A 22,532-nucleotide genomic window follows, 5' to 3' on the forward strand; every position below is an offset into this window, starting at 1 on the left:
AGCATTATATGTTTGAGTTTCGATTCCCTAAAATAGGAGAAGCTGGGTCTGGAGGATCTGTAGTTCGTTGGCTAAAGAATGTTGGAGAGTTCGTCAAAAAAGATGAGCCTCTACTTGAGGTGTCGACTGATAAAATCGCTACAGAACTTGCTTCTCCTCAAGCGGGAATCTTAGCTCAGCAACTTGTTAATGAAGGAGATGAGGTTGCTTCTGGGGATGTTTTAGCTTTGTTAGAGGAATCTTCTTTGGAAGCATCTGAAGAAGCCCCTCCTAAGGAGGAGCTTTGTACCTTTGGAGAAGAGCTTCCTACAGCAACTCCAGGGGGATGGTTTTCACCTTCGGTGTTAAGTTTAGCTCAATGTAAAGGGATCGCTATGCATGAGCTGCAGCAGATCCCAGGAACGGGAAGTGATGGGAGAGTCACGAAGAAGGATTTAGAGGCGTATATTGAAACCCGTTCTTCGGAAGATCAAAGTAAAGAGAATCGCATTCCGATGTCTCCTTTACGTCGTGCTATTGCCTCTTCTTTGTCGAAGTCCTCAGATGAGGTTCCCCATGCTTCCTTAGTTGTAGACGTAGATGTTACGGATCTTATGAATTTAATTGCTGAGGAGAGAGAACGTTTTTTTGCTACCCATCATGTGAAGCTGACCATTACGAGCTTCATTGTGCAGTGTCTTGCAAAGACTTTAGAGCAGTTTCCCTTATTGAATGGGTCTTTAGATGGCCATACTATTGTAGTAAAGAAATCCATAAATGTGGGTGTTGCTGTAAACCTCAACAAGGAAGGAGTTGTTGTCCCTGTCATCCGCAACTGCCAAGATCAGGGATTAGTAAGTATTGCTAAGGCCCTTGCAGATCTTTCCTCTCGTGCTCGAGAGAATCGCTTAGATCCCTCTGAAGTGCAGGAGGGGAGCGTCACAGTCACTAATTTTGGCATGACAGGAGCATTGATGGGGATGCCGATTATTCGTTATCCTGAGGTGGCTATTTTAGGGATAGGCACTATCCAAAAGCGTGTAGTGGTCCGAGAGGATGACTCTCTTGCGATTAGAAAAATGATGTACGTTACACTTACTTTTGATCATCGTGTTCTTGATGGCATATATGGAAGCGAATTTTTAACCTCATTGAAAAATCGTTTAGAGTCTGTTACCATGAGCTAACATGAGTTTGAGTTTTTGATTTAGCCATAATGAGTTCCTCTGCGGTTTTTATAGATATATGCCATGAGATCCTAAACAAACAGAAAGACGCTTTAGATGAGTTTTTTAAGATATTCCATGGAGAAGAGGTTGCCAAATTAGCAGAGAGGATACTCCATCATTCTGGTTGGATATTTTTCTCAGGTGTAGGTAAAAGTGGCTATGTTGCAAGGAAGATCGTTGCGACGCTACAGTCTTTAAGTGAGCGGGCGTTGTTTCTCTCCCATGGGGATCTTCTTCATGGAGACATTGGGGTGGTCCAGGAGGGAGATATCGTTTGTCTCTTTTCAAAAAGTGGTGAGACCCAGGAGCTTTTAGATAGCCTCCCCTATTTAAAAACCCGAGGAGTAACTTTAGTCGCCATTACTTCCTCTCCGTATTCTAGCTTGGCAATTTCTGCTGACTTCGTGGTTGTTTTGCCCGTAGTTCCTGAACTAGACCCGTTTGATCTTATCCCCACGACCTCTACAACATGCCAGATGCTCTTTGGAGATCTCCTTGCAATGATGCTTTTGCAAGGACGGGGAGTGACCCTCTCCACCTATGGAGAAAATCACCCTAGTGGAAAGATCGGCCTCAAAGCAAAGGGAAGAGTCCGGGATTATATGTTTCCTAAAACGGAGGTGCCTTTTTGCGCTCCTGAAGATACAGTGCATGATACTTTGGAGATCTTTTCCTCATATGGTTGTGGATGTGTATGTGTTGTCACTCCGAACTATGAGTTGCTGGGAATTTTTACTGATGGAGACCTGCGCAGAGCCCTAGCGCATTATGGTGGGGAGGTTCTGTCCTTGGCGCTTAAAGAGGTGATGACAGCACGTCCTCGTGTTGTAGAAAGAGAGGCCGATGTCACTACAGCACTACAAATTATGGAAGCAAGAAATCCTATTACAGCTCTTCCTGTTGTGAACAATATCACCCAGAATTCTGTCGTAGGTTTGCTCCATGTTCATACGCTCGCAAAAGCTGGTTTGTTGTAGATTCAGAAAAAAGTTCGGAAGAGAGAGTAAGCCGGATTCTGTCTGCAGGGTGGACAAACGTCTCCCTGAGGGCAACCATTCATCTAGGGGATCTATCTCTAAATCCCTCGAGCGATTATGAAAAAACTTATGAGAAGAAAACTTCTCAATTTTGCAGAAACAAAAAAGCTTTTTTCTCTTGCTTCAGATAGGGTTTGCATGTCTATTAAGTCACCTTAATAGCTCCTACTCCTAAAGTAGGAATTTTCAGCCTGTCTATAAAACTTTCATTTTATAGCGGAATGTTTTCTGTTGCACTTTCCGTAGCCTCACGGCCCCTGGAGTTTCTCCAGTATCTTTTCTTATGAAGTCCAGACTTTCCTCTCTTTATGTTTTTTCATTGTGAAAAAGCATAAACAGCGGTTGCCTTTCTCTTCCGAATAACTTGTTATACAGCTGCACGACGACGACGACGTTTTGTTATGGAGCTCTCTTGCGTCGCAGCTTGAGATTCCTGCCAGTAGAGGATCCTAGAACAGTGTTCACAAAAAATTAAGCGGTCTCTTTTTCTTACGAGATTTTCATGCTGAGGAGTTAAAACAATATGACAACCACTACATACGCGGTTTTCTATAGGAACAACAACACGATCCTTTTTGTTGTTCAACAGACGCTCATAAATATGAAAAAGCTCAGGATCTGTAGCATTTTTAAGTTCAATGCGCTTCTCCAAAAGCTGTTTGCCTTCCTCATTGATTTTTTTTATGCTGTCAAAAATCTCTTTTTCAATAATGTTGCTGCTGTTTTCTGTTGATGCCAAGCTCTCTTTTAAAGAAACTATGAGATCTTCACTATTCGCTTGCTTATCCATAAGATCACTAAGCTGATGCTCTAAAGCTCGACGTTCCTTATTCGCTGCTGTCATCTCTTGGGTTAATGCATTAAATTCATCCATTTTTTTAACTGCAGCTTGCTGAGACTCAAGTTTGTTAATCTGCTCGGAAATTTCTTGAATGCGATTTTCACCCTCTTTAATCTGATTCTTCAGAGTTTCCATTTCTGATTCTTTCTCTTGAACCTTTCTACGGATATCTGCCTTGAGTGATTGAACTTTAGAAAGCTCTTTTTGATGCTCTTTCTTAACCCGCATAAGACGAATCATTTTAATATCAAGCTCTTGAATGGCTAAGATACTTTGAAGGGTGTCATGCATGAAAATTATTCCTTGCTTAGCTTATGGTTTCTAAAAATACACTTGCAAAGTGATGAAATTGGAAACAACAATACGAAGAAAAAAGCCAGTTTATCTCTTTTTTGGCAAGAAGTAAAGCTCGTTTTTTCTTTAAAGGGAGATTCTCTTAGTGAAAAATACGAAACTCTCCCTGTTAAAAAAATTAATTAGAAGTCTCCTCTTCAGGGGCAGCCTTTGCTAAAGGCGCATAAGGATCCTGTAGTAAGACAAGGAGAGACGCATTTTTAAACTTCAGGGCAGTATCGTGAATTGCCTCTAGTAAAGCTTTTTTACAGAAAAGATTGCATTCCATAGGCCAGGTATAGGAGGTGGACTTTGGACGTTTTTCATTCCGAGAGATTTCATAGGCAGAGGAAAACAGAGGAAGAGCTACAACGCTAACTTTTTCCTCTATAGCTTTTTCTAAGCATTTTACGTATGCACAGAAGGCTCTAGTGTAGTAATGCTCTGTAGTCTCCTCACCTTCTTCTGGGAACTCATCCACTTTAGGGCCGCGCACATGACCTAAGTACATTGGGGAAGGCCATTCCTTGAAATGCTTGCATAGAGCTACTCGAGCTTCTGTAGGGAAGAAAGGTTCGGGGGCGTTTATACTGCAATCTCGAGTATCACATGTTAGCCAATCTTTATGCATTTTTGCATAGATTGCATGAGAAAGGTTTGTTGTTTGGGCAATCGTTGCAGAGTGAGGGTCTATGGTGTTGAAAATCATGGCCCCCCCCTCACATTTTTTAGGAAGCACTCGTGGTGTAGCAGAAAATGGGGCGGAATCTGTCTGGATGCCTAGCTTAAACTTAGGATTAGACTTTACGCAGTAGAAATCAAAGTTCTGCTGCTGCGTAGATTGCCCATCCATACCACAGACGGTGTGGGCAGGGATTGAAGAGAAATAGCTGAGCAAAACTTTCTCCCAATCTGGGGTGGGTTTGGCTGTGAGGTGAAGGTAGGACATTATACCAATGACGGTAAGCAAAGCTGTCGCGATAAATAGTACAAGAAAAGCCGGGTTAGTCAAAGCTATGGTAAGGCCCACACCTAAGGAGAAGGTCGCTGCGGTTAAAATGGCTAGAAGTATCAAACAGGTAATTTTGGTAACAAACTTCTGCCTTTGTATGGCAAGTTCTTCTTTGGCAAAAGGTACAGCGCGTATCTGTCCTGCAAAGCTTAAAGATAAAGTCCCGTTGTTCTCCATAAACCTTTAATTATTATATAACTTAAAAACATTATAACATTTCTGATTTTTTCTTTTAGCTACTTTTTCTTTTAGTTACTTTATTTAGTCGGAAAAGAGAATTAGGCTAATTTCTTTGAGAGGGAGGGAAGCACCCCAAGAGCCACATAGACTTCATACACAGCCGAGGACAGGGTCTCCTTAGCAAGCAAAGCTAGAATGGGGAGGATAAGCAAGGATAACAGACATAGGTGATGAACGCAAAACCCTAAGGCTAAAGCTCCTGCTGTAAATGCTAGCAGTGCCAGGGTAAAACACATCACTAGGAACACAACATTACATAGCCTTTTTTTAGGCTGGCTTTCTGGAGGAAACAGAGAAACGGGGGAGTCGATTCGTTCAATAGAGGCCGCCATGTTCTTCCATAATTTTATGTAGAGCTCAATATTCTATACCAGGGAACCATTTTGTGTCATTTCTAGAGCCCATTGATTTAAGAGTCTTGGTGTTGAGCAATAAAAATTTTGAAATTCTTGAAGTGTAATAGGGCCCTGGCACCAATGGGTTTTCTGGGGAAGCTGAGGAAATAATTGAGCGTAAGCGCGTACAGTAGAAGGGCTAGTCAGGATTATATGTTCATATTGAGAAAATAGGTGTTTTTTTATTGGTCGTGGTTTGACGGTATAGTGCGCATAAGAGAAAAAATGCCAGGAGTTTTTTTTAAGGAAATCTTTAATAGCTGGGCGAGAAAGTGAAGAGTGGGGGTATAGGAGATAAGAAGTTGTAGGCAGGGTTCGGATTACTGGGAAGACGCCTTCGCTAATCTCTTCGGATGCCAGTAGTGTTGGTGCTTTAGGAAGAACGTTTCTTATGGTTTCATGTGTTGCTTTACCAATGCAGATATAGCACTTTTTTTGAAGCAAAGATTTAGAGAAACGTTTACATGCTTTTGAAAGAAATACGGCAGAGGAAGAGGGACTTGTAAGAAGGATATGTGTGGTTAAAGGTAGGTAACGAAAGGCTTTTTTCAGTTGTGGAGAAGTTTTTGCAAAGGGAACAAGCTGAAGAATAGGGAGGTGGTGAGCGTAGTATTTTTTGGCAGTTTTTTTGTTAAGACCTAGATAAAGTGTCCTGGGGTTTTCGGAGACAAACGCATAGGTAGATCTTTTGATTTTATGCTTCATTTTTATGTTTTGGGGCCTAGTTGACATTTTTCAGTTTGCAAGTTACGCTGATCTTGCGTTTACAAGTGTTGTTTATATAAGAGAACCTTGAGGGGGAGAAATGGTTATATCAAATCATGAATTTTTAGAAGGTCGTTCTGTAAATAAACGAGAAAAATTAGCTGCTGTAGCTTATACAGCTGCTCTTGCTCATTTAAAAAATTGTTTCCCTTCTGTCGGGAAGAAGATTATTGATGAGTTAAAGAGTCAGCGATCTTGTTTAAAGATGATTGCTTCTGAAAATTATTCATCCCTCTCCGTTCAAGTGGCTATGGGAAACTTGCTCACAGATAAATATTGTGAGGGGAGCCCATTTAGACGTTTTTATTCTTGCTGCGAGAATGTGGATGCTATTGAATGGGAATGCGCGGAAACTGCAAAAGAGCTATTTTCTTCTGAGTATGCTTTTGTCCAACCACTTTCTGGCTCAGATGCAAACTTACTTGCTCTTATGGCGGTACTTACTCATAAAATTCAAACTCCTGCTGTTAAAGCCTTGGGTTATAAGACCATAAATGATCTTTCAGAAGAAGAGTATATGCAATTAAAGAGAGATATGGCGTCTAGCGTATGTCTAGGACCTTCTTTAAATGCAGGAGGGCATCTAACTCACGGTAGCGTAAGAATGAGCGTGATGTCTAAATTGATGCGCTGCATATCTTATGGGGTAAATTTTGATACTGAGCTTTTTGATTATGATGAGATTGCCCGGTTGGCTAAATTATACAAACCTACAGTGATTATTGCTGGGTATTCCTCATATTCACGTAGATTAAACTTTGCGAAATTTAAGCAGATTGCAGAGGATTGTGGAGCTGTTCTTTGGGCTGATATGGCACATTTTGCAGGTCTTGTTGCTGGTGGCGTTTTTGTAGGGGAAGAAAATCCTATTCCTTATGCAGATATTGTCACAACAACAACCCACAAAACATTACGAGGACCTCGTGGTGGGATTGTATTTGCGACTAAAGAGTACGAGGATATTATAAATAAGGCGTGCCCTTTGATGATGGGAGGGCCCCTCCCTCATGTGATTGCAGCTAAAACCGTAGCTTTTAAAGAAGCTTTATCTGTAGATTTTAAAAAATACTCTCATCAGATTGTAGAGAATGCCCGGAGGTTAGCTGAAGGGTTTGTGCGAGAGGGATTGCGCGTGCTTACTGGAGGCACAGATAATCACATCGTGGTTATCGATTTGAGGTCTCTGGGGATTTCTGGGAGCATAGCGGAGAATGTTTTAAGTGAAGTTGGCGTTGCTGTAAATCGAAACGCCTTATATTCAGATGCTCAAGGGAAATGGGATCCTTCTGGTATACGTTTAGGAACCGCAGCGATAACGACCTTGGGAATGGGTGTAGATGAGATGGATGAGGTAGCAGCGGTTATTGTAAAAGTTTTGCGAAATATTTGCGTAAAACGTAATGCTAATGGTAAAGACGTAGGAGAGCTTGCTGAAGGTATCTTTGAAGAAGCTAGGGGAAGAATCAGTGATCTATTGTCGCGTTTTCCTCTCTACCCAGAAATTGATTTGGAAACATTGGAATGATAGGAGACGATGAATTCTATGCCTGATGGAGAAGCATTGAGGTTACGTGATTGTTTAGAGAAACAGATTTTATCTAATCGTCGGGTATTTTTTTGTGAGCCTGTAACGGAAAAAAGTGCAGCAGATGCTATCCGCAAACTATGGTACTTAGAAATGACAGATCCAGGTAAGCCGATTACCTTTGTTATTAATAGTCCTGGGGGATCTGTAGATGCTGGATTCGCGATTTGGGATCAGATTAAGATGCTTACATCCCCAGTGACTACTGTAGTTACGGGATTGGCAGCGTCTATGGGTTCAGTTTTAAGTTTATGTGCTGCTCCTGGGCGTCGTTTTGCAACTCCCCACTCTAGGATTATGATTCACCAGCCCTCTATTGGTGGACCGATTACTGGACAGGCTACAGATTTAGATATCCACGCTAGGGAGATCCTTAAAACCAAAGCAAGGATTGTTGATGTGTATGTAGAAGCCACTCATCAACCTAGAGATGTGATAGAAAAAGCCATAGATAGGGACATGTGGATGACTGCAGATGAAGCTAAAGATTTTGGGCTGCTAGATGGCATCCTCTTTTCTTTCAATGACTTGTAGATATCCTATATATTCTGGAGCGGGAAATCGCTTTTTCCTTAAAACAGGCTCTCCCTCTTCTCCTGCTTTAATCCGTCTGCTGTGCACTCAAGCACATGTAGACGGATTTTTATATTTAGAACCCTCGCAGATAGCAGATGCAAAGTTGGCCATCTTTAATGCCGATGGTTCTCGTCCTACAATGTGTGGGAATGGCTTACGTTGTGCTATTGCCTATCTTGCACAGAAGTTAGAGAAGCCACAGATCACTATAGCTACAGATCAAGGGGTATACTCGGGAGTATATTTTTCTTGGGAGCGAGTTCTTGTAGATATGACATTGCCGGAATGGAACTTCTCATCTCATGAAATCGTTTTAAGTGGACTAGGGAAAGTACAGGTATTTTTTATCCATACGGGAGTGCCTCATCTTGTGGTATTTTGCCCCGAGATTGCTTCTATAGATGTTGCAGTGCTTGGGAGGGAGTTGCGTTACCATACTACATTTGCTCCTTCGGGAGCAAATGTGAATTTTGTGGAAATTTTTAGCGAGCAGCAATTAAGAATACGTACGTATGAACGTGGACTAGAGAGAGAAAGTGCTGCATGTGGGACGGGATGCATTGCTGCTGTAAAAACAGCTTTGTTTCGTGGTTTTGTAAAACAGGGTGAGGTTATAGTCCATGTATCCCAGGAGAGCATGAAAGTTTTTATAGAAGGAGAGCGTATATATTTGGAAGGTCCTGTAACTATAGAATCGTCGGGGAGGCTAGAAAACCAGGGGGAGGCCTTATCTTCTAGCATGGAGAAAGATGTATAGTTTAGGATAGTTGACATGAGGAAGGATGATCTTTATTTTAGGGATTTTAGAGTGCAGGATAGATCTTGCTCTCTAACTACGTTTTTTTTATAATCGCAGCTTATGACTGAGTATCCTGTCCCACAAAATCCCCTTTTGCTTCGTGCTCTTCGCCTTATGGACGCGTTTTCTAAATCTGACGATGAGCGGGATTTCTATCTTGATCGTGTCGAGGGGTTTATTCTTTATATTGATTTAGATAAAGATCAGGAAGATCTTGATAAGATTTATCAGGAGCTCGAGGACAATGCTGAACGGTATTGTTTAATCCCCAAGTTAACTTTTTATGAAATTAAAAAGATCATGGAGACGTTCATTAATGAAAAGATCTATGATATTGATACTAAGGAAAAGTTTTTAGAGATTCTTCAATCTAAAAATGCAAGAGAGCAGTTTTTAGAGTTTGTCTACGATCACGAATCTGAGTTAGAGAAATGGCAGCAGTTTTATGCTGAGCGTTCGCGGATCCGAATTATTGAATGGTTGCGAAATAATAAGTTTCATTTTGTCTTTGAAGAGGATTTGGATTTCACTAAGCATGTATTAGAACAGTTAAAGATCCATTTGTTCGATGCTAAGGTGAGCAAAGAAATCACCCAGGCGCGTCAGCTGCTTGCCAATAAGGCTAAGGTGTATTACTCCAATGAAGCTTTGAATCCGCGTCCTAAGCGGGGGCGCCCTCCGAAGCAGTCTGCAAAAGTAGAGACAGAAACCACGATTTCTAGTGACATTTATACTAAGGTCCCTGCGATAGCACGGCGGTTTCTATTTTTACCGGAGATCTCTTCGGCCTCTTCGATTACTTTTTCTGAGAAGTTCGATACAGAGGAAGAGTTTTTGGCGAATCTTCGTGGATCAACGAGACTTGAAGATCAGTTGAACCTTGCAAATCTCTCTGAGAGGTTTGCGTCATTAAAAGAGCTTTCTGCAAAGCTTGGCTACGATTCTGAGTCTGGCGAAGACCTTTTCAGTGGAGACGACGATGATGATGAGGAGGAAGAAGTCTCTTTGAAGCCTAAGACTGGCAAGCGTGGCCGCAAAAAAGCAACATAAATTCTTAATATCTCTATCTTTACATTTTCTTTAAGAATCTGTAGTTTCTTGCTCTTTCTTTTTTTACAGGATTTATTTTATAAATATTTTAAATTCATTTTGATTTAAAATATTAGATTTAAGTTAGTAGCCCATTTTTTATTAAAATAATTTATGACTGCGATTTTTAATTTCCAAAGGCATAGGTTATTTAGTTTAGACTACTATGTGGATATGCCTCAAAATACTGTCGCTTCTCGGAAGGCACAGGCGGGGCTGGTTGTTAAAATTTTATGTATTGTTTTTCTTATTCTATTTTTGATTGCCCAGTTATGTTTTGGTTCTCTTCCTTTAACGATTGCTGTGTTTCTTGTTATTAGTACCTTAGCTAGCGTTTGTTCTGTCATTTTTGCAATATGGTTATCTTCAAAAGTCCTTCCGAAGTCTCGAAATCCTGTTCAGGATGCGTATTATCATGGGATTCGAGAGTGGAACCTGACACGTGCGGCACTTCCCCCTTCTTCGGAAATCTCTTCTTATAATAAGGAACTTTTAGAGCCTTTTAAGAAATATTCTTTAGGCGATCAGGCCTTATCTTACATTTCTGTTATGTTGGAACATTTTGTTTCTGAGCCATTTCCTGCTGCTTTAATCCGTGGAACAGAGATTCTCCGTGATTTTAGAAAGTCTCCGAGATCATTGTTTTTCCCGATTTCGTTATTTAGTAATGCCCAGATTAATTATTTCTGTGAGGCCTTTCGTAGTGATGCAGACGCACATAACGCTATGAAGGATTGCTATAGGATAATTCAAGCCAACGCAATTGCAAGTTCTTTAGGGTTGAAAGCGGTGAAGGTCCTTCCTAGCACTATGGTAGATGTGGATTATCCCCACCCTAAGGACAATGAGGGGAGGAAAGGGTTAGTGCGAGTTTACCATCCTTTAAAGAAAGGTGGGGACATTAAGCACTTTCCTCTTTTAGTTGAGAACTCTCGCCTTCCTCAGGGACCGCTATATGTATCTCGGCTTGACTATGGCGAGTTTAAAAACAAAGACGACGTTATTGTCCGAGGTTTAGAAGATCTTTTGCAGCTCTGTTTGTATCAGGAGTACTTCTTTGCTTTGCAGTGGGATAATGTTTACTATGATCCTGACTACAATAAAATTAGAAAAAGATGTTTAAATCCAGGCCTAAGAATCCGCTCCATGGATCCAGAAATCACTACGGAAATTCCTGAGTGTGGGGTGGTGTGTGAGGCTTTCTTACAATGGGCTTCAGTATTAGGGAGTAAGAAGCAGCTGAAGTGGCTAGAAGACAAACTGGATTCCATAACGTTTGTGCAGAGTTTAGGAAGTGAGGACGCTGAAATCCTTCGTGACGATGATGAAGATGAGATCCTTACGGCAATTCCTTCTTTATTTGAGAATAGAGATTCAGGAGCTGCCTCGGGAAGTCAGGAGGAGACGTCTTCTGGGGGTTCTGATCGTGAAGATTCTATGAGTTTAGCTGCTCCTTCGCAAAGATCACAAGGGGCTTTTCTTCCCGAGATGAATAGGCGAAATCAGCCTATGGTGAGGCTGACAGCTTATGAGAAGGAGTGTATCCGTGAGCGCATTCAAAAGCGAGCAGAGGAGCTCAAGGTCTTTAGGGAATATGAAAAGCCTTTCCGTTCCGATGATTTTCCTCAAGGAAAGGGCTCTTGGGATTATGAACAGGAACAAAAAGGTAAGCTTGAGCAGTTCTTGAAGGATCCCGCACTCCAGAAGGAGTTATGTCGAAATTCTAGTCCTCTTGTGAAGGGGAGGATGCTTACCTCTTGTGCAAAGTGGTTGTTGGATTTTGTTAAGGGAAATATGAGTTTCTCTGACCATCTATATAAAGATATCTTGAGCCGGGGCTTTACCTCTGGAGGGGGAGAGTTTACCTTAAGAATGACGCGTGTTCTTGAGCCAGGAATAGAGCCGTGGTATACGCGTGAATCTCAAGCTGAAGCTGTATACCAGACGCTTCTTACGCTACAAGCTCGGGGATATATTTTCTCTGTCATGCCCTCTCAGGAGGGAAGGTTCACAATTCTTTTTTAAAGGGAAGACTTTAAGGTTTTTTCTAATAGCCATATTGTCGCTACTCCTGAGAAGAACTTCTTTTTTTTCTTCAGCTGAAATCCTGCCTGTAAGAATAGCTGTTCTAGCTCGTGATCTTTAGGGAGGTTGTGGATACTCTCGCTTAGGTATTGGTAAGCATTAGGGTGGTGGGAGAAGAACTTTCCGATTTTGGGAACCATGATCTTAAGGTAACAGGAATGGATGCTGTGAAGCAGCCCTCGAGCTTGTGTGAGCTCGAGGATTCCAAACCTCCCTCCCGGTTTAAGAACCCTGAACACTTCCTTAAGAGCAGCTGTTTTTTCAGAGAGGTTCCTTAAGCCATACGCCATGGAGGCTAGCGTTTGCGAAGAGCTTTCTAAGGGGAGAGTAGAGACGTCTCGATGTAAGAAGGTAAGCTCTACATTTTGTGGAGCACGTTTTTTAGCGATCTGCAGCATCTCTGAGGAGAAATCTATGAGTGTTGCTGAGGATCCTGGATAGGTGCGAACATAGCTCAGGGCTACCTTACCAGTTCCTGAGCATAGATCTAGAAGATGGTCAGCACTTCCTAACATGCGGATAAGCGCACGGTTCCATAGGTGATGCGTCCCCAGGGAAAGAATCCCATTGATTTTGTCATATTTGGGAGCTAACGTCCCAAACATCTCTTGGAGGTTATGTCTTTTGAAGTAGCCTGTCATAGTATTGTTGAAATGCCTTAAGCCCTGCGTAGTCTTCCTCCCCTAGGCGATACCTAAGGAGAGAGTAATATGTCCGGAGATCTTTATGGGAAAGATTTGTACGTTTATGTGCTGTTTCTATAACTTCTTGAGGGGAATTCTCAAAATGAGAAAGAGCAGACTCTAGTGCGAGATGTATTAAAGAGGAACAATTTTCCCAAGAGGTTCTGTTGAGAACCACAGCAAAGACAAAGGGCATCCCTGTAAGTTCATCCCAGCACTGAGCTAGGTCATGAGTTGTAAATTGTGGGATTTGGGGATGTTTAAGAGCAGCATCTCCAATTAAAAGGAGGCCGTCATATCTATCTGGGGAAAGATTTATGATTTCTGATGGGGAAAGGTGTTCTATCTGAGGAGAAGGAACTTGCCATAGGTTATGGCAAAGAATTTTAAATAGAGCTACAGATGACAGACTTTCATTTGTTATGGCAACTTTAGGTCTTGAAGAAGAAAAAAAAGATGAAGAAGTATAAAGATTAACACTTTGCACATGCTTGTGAGCAGCTATCCCCCAGCCAGGGAGGCATTGCAATTTCTGTGCAACCGTTCCTATAGATGAAGTGAGGGCACAGTCTATTTCGTGATGGAGTATTTTTTTTAACAATTCAGCCGGGGGAGCTAAATGTAGCTGTAGATAGGAATTTTCAAGAAGTGGCAAGGAAAAAGGCAAAGCATTGATGTAGTTTACACAGCCGAAGTTTATACATTTTTGGAGTTCGTAAGGCAAGGGATCCTTCCTTGTTTTTGGATGAGGTTTGCCATTCCTTCGATATCTAGTTTTACAGGATATCCTAATGATGCCATTTCAAAGACCTTCTCCCCTTGATGTGTAGAAGAAAGATCGTTTGCTCCACAAGAAAGCATATGAAGGGCCTCTTCAATTCCTAGGTAGTTCCACATTGCTTTTAGATTGAGGAAGTTGTCCAAGAACAGACGTGATACTGCCATTAAGGTGCGAGGAGAGATAGCATGAGGAACGCCGAGTTTCTTCAATCTCCTCCCCAAAGCATTGTTAATATTAGCAAACTTTAAAATCACAAAATTCTTAAATCCCCGAGTTTCATCTTGGAGTTCCCTTAGGAGCTTGAGGTGCGTAACAATATCCTCAGGAGTTTCCCGATGGTAACATAACATAATAGAATTCGTTGGGATTCCCAGCTCGTGGGCGGTCTTATGTATCTCTAAGTACCTTGCTGAGGAGATCCTCCCAGGCGCAAGGAGATCCCGGATTTTATCTACAAGGATTTCTGCTCCCCCTCCAGGAATAGAATCCAACCCAGCTTCTTTCAATATTGTAAGGATTTCCTTAACGGGAATATTATGCAGGCTTTCTAGGTAGGCATATTCTATTGCTGTTAGAGCTTTGATATGCACGTCAGGATAGGCGTGTTTTACTAAAGAAAAGAGCTTCGTATAGTAATGAAGATCACAGGAGGGCGTGCACCCTGCAACAATATGTACTTCCGTAATAGGGTTATGCACCTGGGCAATCTGCTCTAGGAGCTGCTCTGGCGTGTAGTACCAGCCCTTAGGATCTCCAGGTTTAGCATAGAACGAGCAAAATGTGCAGTTGTAGGTACAGAAGTTTGTAGGATAGAGATAAAGCGTGGAGGAGTAGTAGACGACATCTCCAACGCGTTGTTTACGAACTTGATCTGCCAGGGACCACAAGGCTTGAAGGTCTTCATCATCTTTTAAAAGCAGGAGCTGGAGGGCATGCTCTTCGGAAAGGCGCTCTCCAGAGATTATGGCTTCAAAGAGGGTCCGTAACCAGGGAGTTTTAGGAAGAAGTGGAGGGTGGGGTATTGTCGTTGTCATGAGGTGGAGATTCCTTAGATGTCGGTTTTGGATTTCGATTTTTGCAGCAGTCAGTTTTTCCACATCCTTTAGAAAGAGGACGGCCTAAAAGATAAGAACCTAAAAGAAGCACACCGATTCCTAGGGCTATGAGGACCGTAGCGATACAAACCAAAAAGAACAGCGTCATCACGATAACACCCTACTGTAACTTTAGAGCTTTAATGGAGATCAATCCAAATAGGAGAGCTCCATGCCATCGCTTGATCCACTTGGGTCACGCGAAGGTAGTAAAAGACAAAAGGAGCGTTCCCTTGAGGATCTTCCAAAGCTACAGAAGCTAAGGGCTCCATATCATCATATTCGTATTCTAAGTTATTACTTTGAGGAGAGAACGCTTTGAGAACTTCCCCGTTGCGGATGATCTCTAAACTTTTCAACAAGGCCGTTCCTGCTACAGAGCCAGAGATATGCCGATTTACCATAAGCCCTGGTTTCGTCCCTAAGGATAATTCTGACCCCATAGGGGCCGAGGCAATGTTAAAGCTAAGATTTATCCTAGGCCCTGTCGTAGCATAGCAGTGTCTCTGATATAAAGCTTCAATTAGAGAATCTCGGCTATATTTAGTGCAAATAATTGCTGTAAGCCCTGGGGAATACTGCACCTGATTACTATCGAAAAAATCTTTATAAATTCCTCGATCATCAAAACCTCCAGCGACAAAGCCAAAACGGAGATTTTTCTTGAGCCCTTCAATGAGAGTCCCTTGGGGATCCATTGTATCTATACCTCGGATAGGGAAGGGGTTGCCTAGCTCTGCAGTGGTTTCCGAACAGCCCCAGGCATTGTAAATTTCCACAACACGCTCAAATTCAGGATGGAAGTTTTCGAAATTGTAACCGTAGTGTTGTGAAGCTGTGAAGCAGGGGATGGAAAGGATCTCATGGTTTGGAATGCTCTTATACAGCTTTGATAGGGGAACATGCTTGTAGTCTTTGTGCTTTGATATTGACTTGCTTTCCTTAATGTGGAGGATATGACGGATGCCCTCATGCTTTGGTTCTCCAATAAATTGGAATCCTGAGAGAGTAACAAAGCGGTCTTCTTCGTTAAAGTCCGAGACAGCTTGGGAAATCGCTTTCCAATTTTCAGGAGATAGGTTCTCTTGGTTTTCAAACGGCGAGGTAGCATAAAAATTTAATGCTCGATCGTCTCGGAAATAGCGTAAACATGCCTCAATATTCTCTTCTGAATCTATACGTTCGGATTCTCCATGTAACAACCCCCACATTAGATTTGGAGAGGAATCCTGAAAGCATATTATCGGAGCAGAAGTGAAGATTTCTTGTGTGGAGAGATTTTTGAGTTGAATGCGATAGGTTCCTGGCTCATTGAAATATAAGTTAGGCAGGATCACAAATCCTGTTTCTGGGATGAACAGCTGCCAGTTGAGATTTTCTCTAAGATGTTCGTAGGAGAGCTCTATGCGTGTTTCTTCTGGGGCGAAGTTTGTGAGGTTGTCAAACTCATCTTCGAAACGCACGGTGATATCGAAACGTTTATTTTTCGTAACATAAGAGGGAGTGAAAATTTGGATCTTTTGTAGAAGATTTCCTCGGATATCGATCGTGAATACGTCGGGTTCGTCATAGTTCCCTTTTCCTGTCGGGTCGATATAGAGATAAAAGGGCTTTCGACGTTGCGAGAAGAGCTGAGCCCCATTTCCAGCTTCATCTGTTTGGGGATGATCTGGAGAAGGGCCAAGAACGATGACAAAATTTTCTCCAGCTTCTAGATCATAAGGGAGAGTAAACTCAAATTGAGGAATAGGGTTCAGTTTTACAGGAATAGGTGTCGCTGTAAGGATTTCCCCTCCGGGAATTTCTGCATAGATGACATTATTGGGTCGAGAAAGATCTACGGAGGGACATTCCCAATCTGTAGGTTTTCCATTCCCTAACAAGTCAAATTTTAGCTTAGTGCCTGCGGGCAAAACGTTCGCTAGGGAGTAAAAGAATTTCCATGTAGAGATTTGTCCGGCTCTCGCTATGGAAGGGTTAACATAACAAACAGATCTACGCATGGTAAGAAGAAGGCATTAGATGATCAAAAAGCATCATCATATACTAAGAAGAGTGTTTTTCTCAATTCTCGTCTTTGTTAAGGGATTGTATTGCCTCATCTACAGAGTTAAACATTTTGAAGTAAGAAAGAAATCCCGTGACATAGAGGGTTTGTTCTATAGTTTTAGGAACAGAGGTAAGCACAATTTTTCCAGAGTTTTTCCCAACTTGATGATAGCTTTGCAAAAGTACACGTATGCCTGCACTGGACATGTAATCGAGATGGGCACAGTCTAAGACAATATTTTTTGCGCCTGACGTAAGAGATTGTGTGATGCTTTCTTGGACTTCTGGAGAGGTGATGCCGTCTAATTTTCCTGTAAGATGCAAGATGGTCGTGGAATCGCGGTCTTCTTTTTTGATTTCACCCATGGGGTTCCCCTAAATGTGATGAGATTTTCTCACCTCCTCACTCTGAGGAATCTTGAGGTTTTTTGCCAAGGTTTTTTTCTTTGATTCCTGAATATCCTGGAAGATGTAGCTTACGTTTTCTTGGGGTGAGCTTTAGTTTCCCCACGCTACGTTCGGAGCATGTGATGATTTCTATATCAAAGTTGTCATGATGGAGTTTCATCCCCTTTTGGGGGACTGCTCCTATCTTATGTACGATATGTCCTCCTAGGGTATCGTAGCTTTTTTCATGATCGATTTTAATGCGAAAATATTCTTCTGCATCGGAAATGGTCATCTTCCCATCAACAATCCAAGAGTTCCCTAGTTTTTTATAGGGAAGATCCTCCTGAAGATCATATTCATCGGAGATATCTCCAAAGACTTCCTCAAGAATATCTTCCATAGTGGCGATTCCCTCAGTAAACCCATATTCATTGACTACAATGGCTAGATGGCGGTGTTTTTGACGAAATTCCTGTAACAAAGAAGAGACCTTTTTAATTTCAGGAGTGTAAAACGGAGGATTTGCCAAGTTGGAAATAGGCTGAAGGATATCTCCCAGGGTTGTTGAGAGGTGAAATAGGTCTTTAGAGAGCAAGACTCCAGTGATGTTGTCAAGGTTCTTTTTATATAAGGGGATACGGCTATAGCCTTCCTCTACAACTGCTAACAAGGCATCTTGGATAGACATATCTTCGGGAAGAGCAAAAATATCTGCTTTAGGAACCATAATTTCCCTTACGATCAGGTGATCAAACTCTGCTATGGCCTCGGAGAGCTGGATATGAAATTTGGAGACTTTTGTAGACTCTGAGAAGTGTTTTTTGCAGAGCTTGTAGAAGGGCATCGACAGCCATTGTAAGAGGGTTGTTATAGGACGAAGGTAGTTGAAAAAACTTTTTGACAGCTTGGGGAAGAGCCATGTTGGTAAAAAAATGTAGAAAAACAAACATGTACTAACATAGATGGGCCAGAAGAGCCAGGCATGTTTGAGGTAACGAGGGAGCTCGGAAAAGATCCCGAGTCCGAGCACTCCATAAAGGACTAAAAGGACCGTCGCAGAAGAGGCAAGCACTATGGGAAAAAATACGGGGGGTCTTTTTTTCTTATAGCTGCTTAGCAGGGGAACGTAGAAGATAGTTGACCCGAAGTAGGGTTTCTGCTGTGCAAGACCTGTAGAGGTTAAAGAAAATAGTAGAAGAAGAAAGCTCAGAGAGTAAAACATGTTAAGCTGAAAGTAAGGCACATTCTTCTTTCAGAATACATAGGAGGAGATTTTCTTTAACTCTCATTTTTCGTTTCTTCTCAGGGGTGGTATCCTCGTAGTTTAACATGTGCAGGAGAGAGTGCACAAGATATCGAGAGACTTCTTCATAGACCTGCTCTGAGAGGTCCTCGCACCTTAGGAAACGCTGCGCTGCTTTTGGGCTAATAAATGCTTCCCCAAGAACATGGGGATAAGAAGACGCTCCTGGAGGATCTATAGGTAAAGTAATCGTATCCGTTAAAGAGGGATCCGAAAAGACTTGATCGTGAAGCTGGGCTAGAGCTTTATCCTCGAGGAAGTACACAAATACCTGGTCGGTAACAACTCCTAGATGCTCCAATACAACAGAAACTAACTTTTTTACAGATTGTGCGCGTATCGGAACACTTTTTTGCTTGTTGGAGACATAGACTTTAAGCGATCTTTTTTTCAAAAAAGTCTCCAATAAGCAATAGAATAGACTTATTTTAAAATGGGAGTTTTAGGAAGCCCTGTAGCTTTTTTTGCTGTAGCATCATCCCAACGCCCCAATTTACGCAATACTTCGATACGTTCGAAACGTTTAAGCACATTTCTTTTGGTAACTCCCTTTACAGACTTACCATAACTACGATGACGAGACATAACCTTCCTTTAACTTTGGCTAACCGATTTTAGGGATAAAGACGCTAACGCTATCTACAACATTTTCATGCACTTTATATGCAACTCTTGGAGCAGGAGCAGGATGCACTAATGCGTACTTGGGCTTGCGTTTTTTAGGACATGTCGCTCTACGACGCGCTTGTTTACTCATTCGTGTCATAAATAACTCAAAAAATAAATGTTAACTTTCCTAGAAAATAAGTGAAAAAGACTTCTTTCAAGAAAAAAGAGAATAAGGGAAAAAGAGTTTTTTTTCAACACTATGACAAATTAAGGCTTGGAATTCGTAGAGAGCGCTTCAGGGATAGGACAAGACGTTGCTGATGATAGCACTCCACAAGAAATAATGTACTTAAATGCGTCCTCAATTTTCATATCTAAGAATGTAATATCAGATTTTTTAAATAGGGTGAGAAACCCTGAGGTTGGGTTAGGTGTTGTTGGGATAAACACTGTGATTAGGGGGTCGCTTTCTTCTTCTTGCCCTTTACATGCTGTTGGGGCTTCTCCTGCAACAAGTCCTATGCATTGCGTATGGTATCCTGGAAAGGGCACCATAACAACTTGTTTAAAGGATCCAGATTGCGAGCCGAAGATGGTCGTCATGACTTGTTGTGCGGCTTTGTATACAGTCTTTATGATGGGGATGTGGTGGAGGATTTTATCGTATATGGATAGGACTGATTTAAAGATCATAAGACGGGCTAAAAACCCGAGAAGTACTGTAGCAAAGAAGATGCCAAAAAGAAGGATGATTTGCAGGACAAACTTGAGGAGGGCGCGATGTTTGGAGTAGAAGGAGAGATTCTCGAAAAAGCTTGATGCGAAACCCACGAAAGGCTGGGTAAGAAAGTTCACGATCATCCCCACTACAGCGATTGTGATGGCAAGGGGCAAGAGAATAATGAGTCCTGTAATAAAGTACTTTCTCATGAACTTTAAGAGAATATTTGTTGTTTCCTTTACTATATCGTTAGGGAGTATTTAAGATAAGATTTTTATATTGTGCCTTCGGGTTGAAGAAGGAACCTCCAGGGCATGTGTACATATTCTTCGGCGTAATCGATTCCTATTCTTGGGGTTGAAACAATCTTTCCGAAAATTTTTTCTTTGTCGATGTAAAGCTTTGGGGTATTTAGGGGAGTGTGATTATGGCGTAGCGTAATTCCTAAAGCTTGGCAGACCTTCCCAGGGCCGTTGGTTAGGAGATGTAAGGGCTTATTTTTCCATAATCTTCTTTGCTGCATTGTTTCTAGTCCTTCTTTAGGAAAGATCGCACGGATAAGAATTGCGTGGGGGACATCTTCAGGTCCGGTTACGACGTTAAACAACGTATGCATACCATAGCATCTGTAGACATAGGCTGTGCCACCTTTGGCATACATGGCAGCATTCCTCTGTGTTTTTCTATAGTTGTAGGCGTGGCATGCCTTATCGTCGGGGCCGCGGTAAGCTTCCGTTTCTATGATATATCCTGAGGTTGTTTCATTGTCTTGTATGGAGACCAGCTTATGTCCTAGGAGGGCTTGTGCTAGAGAAATCACATTTTCTTGTGCAAAGAAACTTTCATGAAGCATAGGTTTAAGATTTTTTCTTGGGTTTCCTTGGGAGGCGTTTCTTTTTTTCCTTAGTTTTGGGAGTTTCGGACTTGTTGGAGACGGGGGTCCAGATGATTTCCTGAGTGAGAAGATTGACAGAGGCAAGCTTGACTTTCAGAGAGGCTCCAGGTTTGAGGTGGCTTGGGAGGGAGTCTATAGGGGTTTTCTTTTTTAAGGTGTACTCTTTAGGGAGCTGTGCAGTAGGGATAAAGCCTTCATGGTAAAATTCTGGTACAGTAAAGGTGAGCCCTTCACTGCTGTAGGTAATGATATAGGCAGGATATACAGAGTTCGGTTGCTCTTGCAGAAACTTAGATAAAAATCGCGCCTTTTTAATACTTTCAAAAGCAGATTCTGCCTTGGCTGTTATACGCTCTTGTGTGGAGCATGAGCGCACGATTAATTCTAAACGCGTCTCATCTATCGCCATTGGGTTGAAGAGAAGCCGATGCACAATAAGATCGATATACCTTCGGATAGGGCTGGTAAAGTGGGTATAGTAATCGAGCTTAAGCCCATAATGGCCTTTATTTTCTATAGAGTATGAAGCGGTTTTCATGCTACGCACAAACTGTGAGTGGATCACTTGCTCTAGAGGGTGCCCTGACGTCGTTGTTTGTAGGAGATATTGATAATCGGGCTCTTGCGTGGGGGTAAGGGTGATATCAAATCCCATGCTTTTGGCAATTTCCTGGAATGAAATGAGGTTATCATCATTTGGGGGTTCGTGGATACGAAAAGGCAGTGTGATCCCCTGGTGGGAAATATGGTAGGCTATGATTTCGTTAGCTTTAAGCATAAACTCTTCAATGAGTTTGTGTGAGTCTGTTTGGTGGTTTTCTACAAGAGCTACAGGCTCTTGTAGGTTATCTAAAGACATCGTATAGGAGGGAAGAACAAAGCGTATGCAGCCACGTTGCTCTCGAATGTCAGCGAGTTTTTTGCTTAGGCTCTTCATCGCATGGAGGGTTTTTGAAATAGGATGTGTTTGTTTTTTTTCTAAGATATTGTCTACTTCATCATAGGTCATTCGGTATTTACTCCGGATCACACTACGAAAGATTTGATAGTCAGACAGGTTTCCATTTTTTGAGAAGGTCATAAATACAGAAACAGCAAGTCTATCAACATTTGGCTTTAGACTACAGAGATTGTCAGAAAGAGCTGAAGGTAACATAGGAATTACCTTCCCAGGAAAATATACTGAGTTGCACCGTTTTTCTGCTTCTTTGTCTAGATGGGAGTGGGGGGTGACGTAATGGGAAACGTCTGCAATATGGACTCCAAGGATGTAGTTGTTGTTATTGTCATAGGTAAGCGATACAGCATCATCGAAGTCTTTAGCTGTTACAGAATCTATTGTGAAGCACAGAAGATCTCTGAGGTCTTTGCGTGTTCTTAATGTTTGTGTGATATGTTTTTGTGAAAATTGGCTAGCTTCTTGTAGCGCCTCTTCAGGGAACTCCTCCTCGAGATTGTATTCCGCTTTAATTGTGGAGAAGTCTGCTTTAGCGTTGTTGATGTTCCCAATAAACTCTTTCATTTCTAACGGAAGAGGTTCTTTTGCTGCTGGCTTTTGTGTCCACGGAGGGGTACGGAGAAGAACCCTATCGCCAATCTTATAGGTTCTTCCGGGAAGAAGTTTCGCAGCTATGGGGGTTTCCCCAAAGGAACTGATGAAAACCTTAGCTTTTAGAGGAGAGTCTAATGCAGTGATCGTGCCGACAAGAGTAGCTTTTCCTCTGGAGAGAACAGAAGTAATGCTGCCTCTGATTTTTTCTTTATGTGTTGAAGATGAAGGGATAGAAACAAGAACTTGGTCTCCATCTAGAGCTCGTTTTAAATCTCTTTCTGGGATGAAAATGTCGTAGGGGTGGGCTTCAGGGTGATCAGGAGAAACAAATCCAAATCTTTTTTTAGGGTGAACAAAGAGGGTCCCTGGGATCAAGATTCTAGAGGAAGATTTTTTATATCTACGTTTTTCGGCTTTTTTTTTAGATTTTTTCAATTAAAGGTCCTGTAGTTTCCTTGATTTTAGAATTTTTATTACACTCTGAGTAGAG

Annotated in this window: 24 protein-coding genes and 1 other RNA gene; 7 read left to right on the top strand and 18 right to left on the bottom strand. The window is 41.9% G+C overall.

Annotated features, from left to right (window positions below; genetic code table 11):
* Positions 1-8: 8 nt before the first annotated feature.
* Together G5S_RS02450 and G5S_RS02455 are read left to right on the top strand one after the other, a co-directional pair.
* On the top strand, positions 9-1,166 hold the full coding sequence (locus tag G5S_RS02450; protein WP_013712596.1) for a dihydrolipoamide acetyltransferase family protein: 1,158 nt from the start codon (positions 9-11) through the stop codon (positions 1,164-1,166).
* Positions 1,167-1,195: 29 nt separating this feature from the next.
* Positions 1,196-2,185 (top strand): KpsF/GutQ family sugar-phosphate isomerase, encoded by a 990-nt coding sequence (locus G5S_RS02455; RefSeq protein ID WP_013712597.1) that lies wholly within the window; start codon positions 1,196-1,198, stop codon positions 2,183-2,185.
* Between the two features lie 11 nt (positions 2,186-2,196).
* Here G5S_RS02455 and rnpB read toward each other — a convergent pair.
* From rnpB to G5S_RS02480, 5 genes are all read right to left on the bottom strand, one after another.
* Positions 2,197-2,603, bottom strand: an RNA gene (rnpB, locus tag G5S_RS04940) — RNase P RNA component class A.
* 9 nt (positions 2,604-2,612) lie between these two features.
* Positions 2,613-3,377: a zinc ribbon domain regulatory protein CdsZ gene (cdsZ, locus tag G5S_RS02460; RefSeq protein WP_013712599.1), complete on the bottom strand. Its 765-nt coding sequence runs from the start codon at positions 3,375-3,377 to the stop codon at positions 2,613-2,615.
* Between the two features lie 181 nt (positions 3,378-3,558).
* Positions 3,559-4,608 (bottom strand): hypothetical protein, encoded by a 1,050-nt coding sequence (locus G5S_RS02470; protein WP_013712601.1) that lies wholly within the window; start codon positions 4,606-4,608, stop codon positions 3,559-3,561.
* A gap of 101 nt (positions 4,609-4,709) precedes the next feature.
* On the bottom strand, positions 4,710-5,003 hold the full coding sequence (locus G5S_RS02475) for a hypothetical protein (RefSeq protein ID WP_013712602.1): 294 nt from the start codon (positions 5,001-5,003) through the stop codon (positions 4,710-4,712).
* Between the two features lie 33 nt (positions 5,004-5,036).
* Positions 5,037-5,771, bottom strand: a complete 735-nt coding sequence (locus tag G5S_RS02480) for a uroporphyrinogen-III synthase (RefSeq protein WP_049770599.1) — start codon at positions 5,769-5,771, stop codon at positions 5,037-5,039.
* A 100-nt stretch (positions 5,772-5,871) separates the two neighbouring features.
* Here G5S_RS02480 and G5S_RS02485 point away from each other — a divergent pair, with 100 nt between their 5' ends.
* From G5S_RS02485 to G5S_RS02505, 5 genes are all read left to right on the top strand, one after another.
* A complete protein-coding gene (locus tag G5S_RS02485) occupies positions 5,872-7,356 on the top strand; it encodes a glycine hydroxymethyltransferase (RefSeq protein WP_013712604.1) in 1,485 nt (494 codons plus the stop codon).
* A gap of 18 nt (positions 7,357-7,374) precedes the next feature.
* A complete protein-coding gene (locus tag G5S_RS02490) occupies positions 7,375-7,950 on the top strand; it encodes an ATP-dependent Clp protease proteolytic subunit (RefSeq protein ID WP_021756433.1) in 576 nt (191 codons plus the stop codon).
* Complete coding sequence (dapF, locus tag G5S_RS02495) at positions 7,919-8,749, top strand: diaminopimelate epimerase (protein ID WP_013712606.1); 831 nt, start codon at positions 7,919-7,921, stop codon at positions 8,747-8,749. The genes G5S_RS02490 and dapF overlap by 32 nt, the downstream gene beginning before the upstream one ends.
* 102 nt (positions 8,750-8,851) lie before the next feature.
* Entirely contained in the window at positions 8,852-9,841 is a 990-nt protein-coding gene (locus G5S_RS02500; RefSeq protein ID WP_013712607.1) for a UPF0158 family protein, read from the top strand.
* A gap of 153 nt (positions 9,842-9,994) precedes the next feature.
* On the top strand, positions 9,995-11,905 hold the full coding sequence (locus tag G5S_RS02505; RefSeq protein ID WP_013712608.1) for a hypothetical protein: 1,911 nt from the start codon (positions 9,995-9,997) through the stop codon (positions 11,903-11,905).
* Here G5S_RS02505 and ubiE read toward each other — a convergent pair.
* From ubiE to G5S_RS02555, 13 genes are all read right to left on the bottom strand, one after another.
* Positions 11,902-12,606 carry a bifunctional demethylmenaquinone methyltransferase/2-methoxy-6-polyprenyl-1,4-benzoquinol methylase UbiE gene (gene ubiE / locus G5S_RS02510; protein WP_013712609.1) on the bottom strand — a complete coding sequence of 235 codons (705 nt, stop codon included), beginning with the start codon at positions 12,604-12,606 and terminating at the stop codon, positions 11,902-11,904. The genes G5S_RS02505 and ubiE overlap by 4 nt on opposite strands.
* Positions 12,581-13,372, bottom strand: coding sequence for a menaquinone biosynthesis protein (locus tag G5S_RS02515; protein ID WP_013712610.1), 792 nt, complete (start codon positions 13,370-13,372; stop codon positions 12,581-12,583). Before G5S_RS02515 ends, ubiE begins: the two co-directional genes overlap by 26 nt.
* Positions 13,345-14,463 carry a CofH family radical SAM protein gene (locus G5S_RS02520; protein WP_013712611.1) on the bottom strand — a complete coding sequence of 373 codons (1,119 nt, stop codon included), beginning with the start codon at positions 14,461-14,463 and terminating at the stop codon, positions 13,345-13,347. The genes G5S_RS02515 and G5S_RS02520 overlap by 28 nt, the downstream gene beginning before the upstream one ends.
* The gene (locus tag G5S_RS05075) at positions 14,426-14,632 is read right to left on the bottom strand and encodes a hypothetical protein (RefSeq protein WP_013712612.1); all 207 of its coding nucleotides are present in this window, start codon (positions 14,630-14,632) and stop codon (positions 14,426-14,428) included. Before G5S_RS05075 ends, G5S_RS02520 begins: the two co-directional genes overlap by 38 nt.
* 31 nt (positions 14,633-14,663) lie before the next feature.
* Entirely contained in the window at positions 14,664-16,526 is a 1,863-nt protein-coding gene (locus tag G5S_RS02525) for a DUF3604 domain-containing protein (protein WP_013712613.1), read from the bottom strand.
* 61 nt (positions 16,527-16,587) lie between these two features.
* Positions 16,588-16,938: an anti-sigma factor antagonist gene (locus tag G5S_RS02530; protein WP_013712614.1), complete on the bottom strand. Its 351-nt coding sequence runs from the start codon at positions 16,936-16,938 to the stop codon at positions 16,588-16,590.
* 37 nt (positions 16,939-16,975) lie between these two features.
* Positions 16,976-18,184, bottom strand: coding sequence for a hemolysin family protein (locus tag G5S_RS02535; protein ID WP_013712615.1), 1,209 nt, complete (start codon positions 18,182-18,184; stop codon positions 16,976-16,978).
* A 1-nt stretch (position 18,185) separates the two neighbouring features.
* On the bottom strand, positions 18,186-18,659 hold the full coding sequence (gene ybeY, locus G5S_RS02540) for an rRNA maturation RNase YbeY (protein WP_013712616.1): 474 nt from the start codon (positions 18,657-18,659) through the stop codon (positions 18,186-18,188).
* 29 nt (positions 18,660-18,688) lie between these two features.
* Positions 18,689-18,850, bottom strand: coding sequence for a small basic protein (locus tag G5S_RS04980; protein ID WP_013712617.1), 162 nt, complete (start codon positions 18,848-18,850; stop codon positions 18,689-18,691).
* 19 nt (positions 18,851-18,869) lie between these two features.
* Positions 18,870-19,031 carry a hypothetical protein gene (locus G5S_RS05030; RefSeq protein WP_021757131.1) on the bottom strand — a complete coding sequence of 54 codons (162 nt, stop codon included), beginning with the start codon at positions 19,029-19,031 and terminating at the stop codon, positions 18,870-18,872.
* Positions 19,032-19,141: 110 nt separating this feature from the next.
* Entirely contained in the window at positions 19,142-19,804 is a 663-nt protein-coding gene (locus tag G5S_RS02545; protein ID WP_013712618.1) for a DUF502 domain-containing protein, read from the bottom strand.
* 65 nt (positions 19,805-19,869) lie between these two features.
* Positions 19,870-20,448, bottom strand: a complete 579-nt coding sequence (locus tag G5S_RS02550) for a DNA-3-methyladenine glycosylase (protein ID WP_013712619.1) — start codon at positions 20,446-20,448, stop codon at positions 19,870-19,872.
* Between the two features lie 4 nt (positions 20,449-20,452).
* Complete coding sequence (locus G5S_RS02555; RefSeq protein WP_013712620.1) at positions 20,453-22,477, bottom strand: ribonuclease R family protein; 2,025 nt, start codon at positions 22,475-22,477, stop codon at positions 20,453-20,455.
* Positions 22,478-22,532 lie beyond the last annotated feature (55 nt).

Origin of the sequence: Chlamydia pecorum E58, assembly GCF_000204135.1 — a bacterium.
In the GTDB taxonomy this organism is placed as follows: Bacteria; Chlamydiota; Chlamydiia; order Chlamydiales; family Chlamydiaceae; genus Chlamydia; species Chlamydia pecorum.